The organism is Pseudomonas sp. AU12215 (genome assembly GCF_001675465.2).
Taxonomy (GTDB): Bacteria; Pseudomonadota; Gammaproteobacteria; order Pseudomonadales; family Pseudomonadaceae; genus Pseudomonas; species Pseudomonas nitroreducens.
On sequence record NZ_MACM02000115.1, the window covers coordinates 79,207 to 87,850 of the forward strand.

14 protein-coding genes are annotated in these 8,644 nt (G+C 57.3%); 2 read left to right on the forward strand and 12 right to left on the reverse strand.

Features of this window, described 5'->3' with window-relative positions; genetic code table 11:
* Positions 1–38: 38 nt before the first annotated feature.
* The 4 genes from A9513_RS15310 to A9513_RS15320 are packed head-to-tail and all read right to left on the reverse strand — an operon-like array spanning position 39 to position 1,996.
* Positions 39–899 carry a hypothetical protein gene (locus tag A9513_RS15310; RefSeq protein ID WP_065327562.1) on the reverse strand — a complete coding sequence of 287 codons (861 nt, stop codon included), beginning with the start codon at positions 897–899 and terminating at the stop codon, positions 39–41.
* A complete protein-coding gene (locus A9513_RS35585) occupies positions 896–1,318 on the reverse strand; it encodes a hypothetical protein (protein WP_141678434.1) in 423 nt (140 codons plus the stop codon). The genes A9513_RS15310 and A9513_RS35585 overlap by 4 nt, the downstream gene beginning before the upstream one ends.
* 11 nt (positions 1,319–1,329) lie before the next feature.
* Positions 1,330–1,566, reverse strand: a complete 237-nt coding sequence (locus A9513_RS15315) for a hypothetical protein (RefSeq protein WP_065327563.1) — start codon at positions 1,564–1,566, stop codon at positions 1,330–1,332.
* Positions 1,567–1,606: 40 nt separating this feature from the next.
* On the reverse strand, positions 1,607–1,996 hold the full coding sequence (locus A9513_RS15320; protein WP_141678435.1) for a hypothetical protein: 390 nt from the start codon (positions 1,994–1,996) through the stop codon (positions 1,607–1,609).
* 257 nt (positions 1,997–2,253) lie between these two features.
* On the opposite strand from A9513_RS15320, the gene A9513_RS15325 reads away from it, so the two are divergent.
* Positions 2,254–2,655 (forward strand): hypothetical protein, encoded by a 402-nt coding sequence (locus A9513_RS15325; RefSeq protein WP_065327565.1) that lies wholly within the window; start codon positions 2,254–2,256, stop codon positions 2,653–2,655.
* A gap of 259 nt (positions 2,656–2,914) precedes the next feature.
* Here the strand turns inward: A9513_RS15325 and A9513_RS15335 are convergent, their stop codons facing one another.
* The 5 genes from A9513_RS15335 to A9513_RS15355 all read right to left on the reverse strand — a co-directional run bounded on the left by A9513_RS15335 (position 2,915) and on the right by A9513_RS15355 (position 5,742).
* A complete protein-coding gene (locus A9513_RS15335; protein WP_065327567.1) occupies positions 2,915–3,349 on the reverse strand; it encodes a hypothetical protein in 435 nt (144 codons plus the stop codon).
* The gene (locus tag A9513_RS36100; RefSeq protein ID WP_176707252.1) at positions 3,349–3,513 is read right to left on the reverse strand and encodes a hypothetical protein; all 165 of its coding nucleotides are present in this window, start codon (positions 3,511–3,513) and stop codon (positions 3,349–3,351) included. The genes A9513_RS15335 and A9513_RS36100 overlap by 1 nt, the downstream gene beginning before the upstream one ends.
* Positions 3,514–3,893: 380 nt before the next feature.
* A complete protein-coding gene (locus A9513_RS15345; protein WP_065327569.1) occupies positions 3,894–4,115 on the reverse strand; it encodes a hypothetical protein in 222 nt (73 codons plus the stop codon).
* A gap of 2 nt (positions 4,116–4,117) precedes the next feature.
* Positions 4,118–4,540, reverse strand: coding sequence for a hypothetical protein (locus A9513_RS15350; protein WP_065327570.1), 423 nt, complete (start codon positions 4,538–4,540; stop codon positions 4,118–4,120).
* 80 nt (positions 4,541–4,620) lie between these two features.
* Entirely contained in the window at positions 4,621–5,742 is a 1,122-nt protein-coding gene (locus tag A9513_RS15355; RefSeq protein ID WP_065327571.1) for a hypothetical protein, read from the reverse strand.
* Between the two features lie 174 nt (positions 5,743–5,916).
* Here A9513_RS15355 and A9513_RS15360 point away from each other — a divergent pair, with 174 nt between their 5' ends.
* On the forward strand, positions 5,917–6,600 hold the full coding sequence (locus tag A9513_RS15360; RefSeq protein WP_065327572.1) for a hypothetical protein: 684 nt from the start codon (positions 5,917–5,919) through the stop codon (positions 6,598–6,600).
* A 100-nt stretch (positions 6,601–6,700) separates the two neighbouring features.
* On the opposite strand, the gene A9513_RS36540 is transcribed toward A9513_RS15360, so the two are convergent.
* The 3 genes from A9513_RS36540 to A9513_RS15375 are packed head-to-tail and all read right to left on the reverse strand — an operon-like array spanning position 6,701 to position 8,501.
* Positions 6,701–7,273: a hypothetical protein gene (locus A9513_RS36540; RefSeq protein WP_065327573.1), complete on the reverse strand. Its 573-nt coding sequence runs from the start codon at positions 7,271–7,273 to the stop codon at positions 6,701–6,703.
* A gap of 24 nt (positions 7,274–7,297) precedes the next feature.
* Positions 7,298–7,534 (reverse strand): hypothetical protein, encoded by a 237-nt coding sequence (locus tag A9513_RS15370; protein WP_065327574.1) that lies wholly within the window; start codon positions 7,532–7,534, stop codon positions 7,298–7,300.
* A gap of 28 nt (positions 7,535–7,562) precedes the next feature.
* Positions 7,563–8,501: a hypothetical protein gene (locus A9513_RS15375; RefSeq protein WP_255302864.1), complete on the reverse strand. Its 939-nt coding sequence runs from the start codon at positions 8,499–8,501 to the stop codon at positions 7,563–7,565.
* Positions 8,502–8,644: the final 143 nt, after the last annotated feature.

Sequence of the window (8,644 nt, forward strand, 5' to 3'; positions counted from 1 at the left end):
TACGTAGCATGTACGGTTACAGGTGAAACAATGGCTGCTCAGGCTGGTGTTTCGATGGGCGCCTTGCCGAAGAAGCCTTCGAATGCCTGCATATCGCAGTGATCCGCTATGTTGATGGCCGCGCCGCTGTCTGTGCCGGTGCGGCTTTTGAGGCGGGCATATGCCTTGCGGGCTGCTTCGAGCAGCTCGGGCTTCACGCTGACCTTGTGCAGCGCATCAAGGGCCATCGTCACATTGCTAAACCCGAGAACGCGGGCCTTCTGCCAGACCTCGTCATAGAGCTCAGCTTTGTATTTGTTGCTTGTAGTGCCATCGCCTTCGTGGCGCGAGATAACTTCGTCTCGCTCAGTGAAGGCTTCCTGCATCTGAGCGTGAGCTTCATCTGCAAGCTTGTTCAGCAGCGTGATGTCCTGCTGATATTTGTCCGCGGTAACCAAAGGTCCTTCGGGAAACGAGTCCAGAATGGCAACCAAGTGGTCACGATAGAGGCGCAGGCTGCTGAGGTCGGTCCCGTCGACGTAGCCGAAGCCGTAGCTGTCAGCAGAGCTGGGTACCTGGATTAGCTCCGGAGCAGTGATTTCCGGCGAGTTCGGATCCTCGTGCTCGTTGCCTGAGGAGTTCAGTTCCTGGTCCTCGTCGCAAGTGGCCAGCTGGTACTGCGCCATGCGCTGCGTGAGGAAAGCACAAAGGTACTTCTGCCAGTCGGCATCTTCGGTCGCATAGGCGTACTCCTCGTAAAACCGCATGAGGTTGCGGTCAGAGGTGAGCTGGTATGCCGAGCTGATATCGCGAGCTACGTCGGCAGGGGCACCCAGAGCCACCAGCCCCTCTTCGAGGTCGGCCGGAAAGGTGGTTTGGTTGACCCAGCAAAGGGCGTTGAATGGATTGCTGCTGGTCACGATGACTTCCTATTGGTGGTTCGCCAACCTGCGTTCGGCGTACTGTTGTTGGCGGGAAGAGAGAAGGCCTGATCGACAGGCATTCCAGCCTTCAAGCGGCGCCTGATGGTCGTCTCGCCAGCCGGCGAATGCCGTGCGAGTTCGGTGATGGTTCCCGACAGGCCATTCCAGTTGTAGAGGCTTTTCTCGCGCCTGGAGGCCCGTGCTCGAGTGATGGCAGCTGTAACTGCAGCGCTAGTTTTTCGACGAGCGTTTCCGAGCTTGTTGCCGAGAGTGGTTCCTCGTTTAGCCCAAGTCAGAGCGGGCATGGCGCCGAGGATCGCCCAGAACTTATAACTGCTCATCTCTAGGGCGAGCCGGGTCTGGGTTTTGGACCATCCCCGCGCGGCTGCCTCCCGGATGAACTGCTCGATATCCATCTGTTGCAGGCCTAGTCGAGCTTGGTGCCAGCCGGGATCAAGGCTTCTACCGCGTGGAAGGCCTGGCAGGCCGGGCCATGCAGCTTGCGCATCTCTGCTGCGGCAAACGAATAGCGCTGGAAGGACGCTTTGCTCTCTGCACTGTCAGTCTCTGCGTATTGCACAGCGCAGCTCTTAGCGAGGTCCTCGAGGCGTTTCACCTCGGCCAGGATGTGTTGGGCAAAATCGTTCGCGGCTTCAGTTTTCATGATGTTCCCTGGATAGGTCGCTGGCGCCATTGAGTCTGTTTCAGAGCAACAATTCTGCCTCGTCGGAGGCCACCGCCGCCGTGCACAAGGTGCTTGATTGCTGATCGATATCGCCAGAATACATAGAGCCTGCAGTATGCAAGTCCGGGGTTACGTGAGTGCGGCCTTTCCGTGCCGCAATGCGGGACTTGATACGGATCCTGGCTGCTTCAGCCTGCTCACCGGCCGAGGGGAGAGCCAGCTTCAGCAGGTGCATCCGCCTGCGCTCGTGCTCGTGCATCCAGTTCAACAGGGAGTTGCCGCTGTAGATGCAGCTGTAACCCTGCTCATCTCGCTGAAGCCCCAGCATGCCGTAGATGCCATAGTCCGATCGCTTAGCCGCTAGGGTGCCTATAGCGTCAATCTCAGCAACCATCTGCTCTTCAGTCATGCGCTCACGAAGGTAGGGCTTCACTTCGTCTGAGGGCAGAGACAGAGACTCGTCGTCCAGCTTGACGAGTTCCTCAGGGCCCAGGCCTGGAGGGCAGTGTGGGGCAATCATTATCGGTACCTGCTTAAGATGAGCAGATAGCTTCAGGGCTGGCGGGGAAACTGCAACTGCCCCCTTCTGAGGGGCAGATGGGGCTCAATGGAAGTACAGGTCGCGCGATCATTCCGTCATCTGGCAAATCGGACGGAGTAGGTGTGATGCGGGCTTTAAGTGTCATTGCAGCGGCAGTAATAGTCGCTGCCGGGTTTGCTGCCGATGAGTTGGTGTCCTACTTGCGGGGCGCGGACTCACCTGTCCCAGCGCACACAGGGCCCGTCGTCGGTGAGCTTGCATACTGGCATGAGGGGGAGACGGTCGAAGCGCGGGTATTGAAGTACACCCAGGAGGGAGTAAAGATTCTCGAGGCCAAACAGACAGATCTTCCCCTTAAGGGCATTTTGATTACCCGAGTTGTTTTCCCGGAGTGTGGGATGCTGAAGTTCCAGCAGAACGATCTCGGCACGATCTACGGTTTTGCGGAGGCCGAGGAGGCAGAGAAGTACCCAGGTTGCCCAATCAAAGACTGGAGCGGAACCTGGCGTATCGGCCGGATCATCTAGAAGGTCCTTCGGCGATCCTCCCAAAAGAAACCCCGGCGCCTGGCCGGGGTTTTTCGTTCTGATGCTCCTACTCATGTCGCTGGAGAGGGGAGTATCACCGCCGCCAGGCCGAGAAGGACAAGAACACTAAGCGCAGCGAAAACGCCCAGGACGTTCATCAGCTGCTGCTGTGGCAGTCGGCCAAGCCAGCGCCCGAGGAAAACCGCAACAAGCAGGGCTGTCAGATAGATCGCTAGGGTGGCGATTTGGCCGTACTGCATTACTTGACGCCGGCTGTACGTGCGGTAATCAGCTGTTCTTCGAGCCAGCGCACATAGCCGGCCTGGCCGCTTGCTTTGAACTCCTCCAGTAGCTGCGTTGAAATATTGGGCAGGACGATGAATACGTGATCGAGCTCTTCGCTAGCCGAGACGTACAGGTCCTCCTGAACGTTGTAATGGCCGGCTTCACGTGCAGTGAGAGTGGCATGGCCGTTCTTGTCGTAGTAGTTCGCCTTTTCGAAGGACTTGTTGTAGCCATCGTAAGTGCTGTAGTCGACCTTCAGTACCGCTACGTCGTCAGGATCCACTCTCACCGACACCAGGTGAGCGCGCATTTTGGGCTCTGCGTAAGCCTCATGTTCCTCAACGCCCTCGGAAAACTCGATGGCTACAGGCCCGGCAGCTAACAGTTCTTGAAGGTTTGGAACGTTCATCAAGCAGACTCCTTTTTGAGTTCGATGCCTTGTGCGCGAAGTTCGGCCTCGCGCAGGTCATTCTGACGTTTCCATTGCGCGTCCAGCCGTTCGAGGCGGGTTGCGATAATGCCCATCCCAATCAGAAGGATGAATCCTAGGAAAACGATCGCTAGTCCGGTCATGGTGGTTGGTCTTCACGTTAAAGGTTTGCGTCTAGCCTGCTGAAGTCCTCATCTGAGAGAGCGCCAGCAGCATTAAGTCCCAGGAAGAAGCTTCGCAAGCTCTATGTAGAGAGACGCCCTGCGCGAGCATGCTTTGTGTATTCGCCCAGAAGCCTCAAGGCCTTCGGGCATTCTGTGAGAGTCTTTTCAGCCTGCATGCAGGCGTCCACCAGTTTTCCGGATCGGGCCAATTCGCACTGAGTGCAGCGAGCAGTTTTGGGCAAGCCATGCCCAGCGTCGACGTAGTGGCCGCAGTCCAGGTGCAGCTGAACCAGCTGATACCCTTCCACGAAACCGCGGCGGAGAACGGTCCGGCGAATTGGGGTCTGCATACGAACTCGTTACTTCGTCGCGGCTGCGTAATGGCCTGCTTCGTTTCGAACGGCAAGGCCAAGATCGACCAGCTTGCGGCACAGTGGGCTGCCGAAAGAGCTATGTCGATTTTCCTTGCCCATTTGCTTGCCAACTTCTTCCCCTACCTCGGTAGGAGAGACGAAATCGGGGCACTTGCTCTCGAGGTACTTCAGGGCCAGGTGTTGAGACTGGGTGAGGGCGCGGGCCATTGTCATTTCCTCAGTGGGGTATCGTGTGCACCGCGCGGGGCATAGGTGCAACCATTGTGGAAGTCAGGGTTCTGATCGAGTTCCAGGTACAGCGCAAAGAGCGCATTGAATCCCTGCGAGGCAAGCCTTGAGAAGGCTTCCCGGTGGTCGCCCGTAAGCACGTAGTGGCGATCCAACTCGCGATCCCAGAGTGTGGTTTCAGGTGCATCGGAATCGGTCGGCGATTCGTTGAAGAAGACCATCCAGCCCTGCCCGCGAATGGTCGGAAGCTTCCGGCCGCCAGTAGGGTGCCATTCCAGATTCACGCCGCAGAAGTCCTCCAGAGAGTCGAGGAGGGTCGCCATGGGGGCGCTGAGCGCTGCCTTGTTCTGCAGGAGCTCTTCGTAGAGGGCCTGGGCATTAGGTAGCGTGAGATTGAGCTTCATCCTGGTGTTCCTGCGCGATGCGGCGGGGTTCTAGATTGAATTGCATTCTCGCACATCATCGAAATTTGCAAGCGAAGCGACTAAAACGTGATGGTCTGGGGCGCGGATTGCGGTAGGTGGCTTGAGACGCCACCGGTTAAGTTGGGCCGGTCGCCGCGGCAGAGCTTCACAAAACTGGTGATCAGGTTCCCGGCGCCTGCGGCATCAACCTTGAAGTCGACCCGGTGCTCCGTCCCAGACTTGTGAAGTTGAAGCCCGATTTCCTGAGCGCGAGCCAAGGCATCGAGCTGATGATCGGTGGGTAGAACCTTGTAGCTCAGGAAACCATTGTGGATGCTTTGTTCGGCGACGCTCGATGCAGCTCCAATAGGTTGACCATCGACCTGCAAGGACACCTCGTTGAAGGGCTTGAAGAGAGAAGGGTCGAACCACCCTTTGAACAGCCCAGCCATTTCCACGTCGTTATGGCTGCCGCAGGCAAGGGCGATCTTGGCGGTTCCCTGGATAGTTTCCTGCTCCCCAACCAGAACGATAGCGCCATTGATCTCGCGAATACCCCATTGCGCAGGAAGAGTCCCTGCGTTGATCAGTCCCATGTCGTAGGCCTCCAGCGGGGTGAGATAGCGCATGCTCTCGCTATCTGCAGAGACCATTTTGCCCATTAGCGCCATGCTAACGCCCATGTCTGCCAGGTGACTTGCAATCAGAGCTGAAGCAATCTGAGCGTGGGACAGGTCATTCGCCTGCAGGCCGGCTGCTCGGTAGAACTGGTGCACGCCGAGGCTTGAGCCCGCTTCAAGGAATCGGAAGCGGCCACCTGCGAAGGCAAAAGGGCACCCGCTTTCGCAGCGACCAGGTAAAGGTTTGCCCGAAGTACCTTTGCTGCCAACCCTGGTGGAGAACCCTCGCTCCCTGATGAGCTGGCCCAGTTCGACTGTAGCCACCAGATCCCCGCCGAGTGAATTGAAATACACCATGCCCATGCCGGAGCCATTCAGGTTTCCCAGTCGCTTGAATGCCTCTACGGTTGCCTTGTGGATGTACCCATCGACGTAGATCTCAGGGAAGCCAGCTGGCCCCGAAGGCTCGACGCGCACTACCTCTGCTGGCTGAAGCCGAGGATCATCGGCGGGCACCACAGTGGATGCGGCTGAGGCGTTGATTGCGCACAGGGCAAAAGCGGCTGCGAGAAGTAACTTCATGCGGATACCTGGGAAGACTGAACCAGAGCACGGGAGGTGCCTGTAAAGCCATTCTCCCACCCATGTAGAAACTGCAACCGCCGGTTGGGGCCGGGCGAGGGGACAGATTGACGATTTCAAAGGCTGAAGAAAGGCGATCCTCCTGGCATCTTCTTCAAACCATGGAGCGCCGACGTGATAGCCGAAACCGCACAACAGAATCAGCAGGCAGAATTGCCGCAGGGGCCACTGGCCAAGGCCGCCGGCCTGGCTGTTGTCATCTTCATGCTGGTAGCTTTTTCATACCTGGCCATTTGCATTGGCGCGTCGTCATGGCTGACCTTCCAGGTTCCGATTACCGATGAAGACATGCGTAACGCATCTTTCCTCAGCTGGCGCATAGGGGTGTACTGGCATGGCTCCGCCTTTGGCCTGCTAATCGCTTTATTTGGGGTGATGAACCTCCTAAGTGGGAGGTTGGTCGGACTCACCATGATGGTAATCGGCATGTCGGCCGTTTTCGCAACCTCCGAGGTCAGTGCGCTACGCCAAGGTATCCTGGATGGCGATCTGAAGATTGGTTGTTACAGCTACGACTCACTGGAGTGCCGGAAGCAACTGGACGTGCCTGTAGGCGATGCTCAATCCATCTTCCGAGATACAAGCGAAATGCGTCACGGCGGATTTGCGCAGTGGTACGAGCCCATCCGGGCGGCAGCAGATGCCAAGGTAACCGCGGTGTTTCCCAACACCATGCCAGGCGTCGCGTTCCTGCAGAGCCCCATTCTTGTCATGAAGCACATGGACAAGCTGAAGAGCTTGGTTGCTGAACAGCGAGAAGAAGTTGCCCGCTTTAAGGCTGCCTTCGCTAAACCGTAAGGGCCACCCTGCACTTAGGGTGTGGGTAAAGAAATCCCCGATCGCATTAGCTTTCGGGGTTTTATCTTTTAGCGGTGCTCAGCTTTCAGTTTGTCCCTGCTTAGACCAGGCTGAACTGGTTTTCCGCTTCCTCATCCAGAGCTTTCAACGCCATCTGATAGAGCTCGGGGTGCTGGATATCGAATGGCGGCATGTGTTCGGTCTCTACCCATTGACCTCGAGCAGCACCTTTTCTCAACCAGGCTTGCTTCATGCCTTTTGGCTGAGTCCACGCTGTCATACCCATACCGTGGGACGTTATCTGCTTGGCGGTAACGAAGCCTTGCCTTCGCATCAGGGCCACGACCTTAATTGCCGATTCCTTCCAGGGAGAGATTTTCACCGGCGAAGGTACGGCCGCGGGTAGATCCTGCAGCACAGGCGGAAGTCGACAGCGCTCAGCAGGGTTCCAATCGAACATGTACTCATAGCCATAACTGGCAGTGCTGCCCCTGGCTTCGAGCACGTTGTGGAACTCGTCGAAGGTGTATTCCTCTCCCTGAGAGGACATGCGGCTCAGCCTAGGGGCAATCACCCGAACTCCCAGCATGTTCAGCATTCTGGGATCGCCCTTGAAGGTCTCTGCCACAGTCCCTGCGCGGGGCCGTGCAGCCTGTGCTTGCATGCTGCTCATGTTGGTTCTACCTCTGTGGCCGTATTAGGCCAGCGGCTTTTCCTGGACTTCGATCGACAGTTCTACCGGCTTGAACTCATCGAATTGACCGACGTACTTCTGAGCTGCCTCGAGCGTTTTGAAATCGTGCGCGTTGAGAATGGTGCTGCGTACTGGATAGCCGCCACTTCCCGAGTCGAGCGCAACGTACATGTGCTCTTCGGTGTAGAAGGACTCGGTGGGAGCCGAGGGGTATTTCAGAACGATTCGCTTGATAGGCATAAACACCTCTGTTCGAAAATGGTTGTCCTCAGAAGGACATCAGGTACTGACCATCGGCAGCCACGAGCGATGTCGGGGCCTGGTGAGGAATAGGGGCGGAAATGGCGTTGCTGTAGCCGTTTTCCGCTCCCCATGCGGTGAGCTTGGCGATCAGGGCATCCGGGTCATTCAGGATGTCGCGCAGCCCGTGACGATGCAGCTGGTTTCCAATGCGGAGCATCTTGTCCCAGGAAGAGTGGCCGCCCTTCTTGAAACTCGCTGTCCCGAAGCGAGCCAGGTAGTGCACGACGTCGGAAGGGCAGACGTCCGAGTGTGGACCGTAGTACTCGAGCGCACGGTCCAGCTCGAATTCGTAGAACAGGTGAACACCCTCAGAATCGATGTCGAACTCGTTGGATTCGTCCACGTGGGTGTAGTAAACGCCGTTCTTCTTGATCACGCTTTCTGCGTTGGCCACCGAGCTGATGGCCGAGCGCAGACCTTCGTAGATGCCGTGAAACTCCTTGTCGACAAAGGGGACTTCGATCGAGCGGCTGACATCCAGGTCATCCCGAGTGAACTCCTCGTACTCATCTGGGATGTAGTAGCGCTTGCCGCGTTCAAGAATCTCGCGGTACTCGTTCAGGGCGGTGAAAGGGCGCTGATACGAGTAGCGACCCCAGTAGAGGTCAATCGTCAGGACCTCCTTCATGCCCAGCAGCTGGAAGCGTGCGGGTTCGCCTGCATTGCTGGCGCGAACTGCCTCGTCAGCATCGATCGTCAGGGCGTAGCGCAGCAACTCCAGGCACAGCTCTGGGGAGTACGCGTTGGCCGCGATCTTGATCATGCCGGTTTCTTCGTTGATCGAGCGCGAGATCCAGTTCCGGCCTTTCGGATCGTAGTGGCGGGCTTTTAGGTAGTTGCGGAATTTGTGAAGGGGAGTCATCCAGGTGTACTTGCCCGACTCCTCCGCCAGCATGTTTTCCATGCTGCGATCTGACTGAACCCTCAGGCACAGCCAGCACCCATGTTTTATCCATTAAGTCAACCCCTAGACACCGATGTGTGAGCCTCGCGTTCGAGACGGCGGCTGGACTGGATGCGATTGAGATAGCCGTAGATGTAGATCTT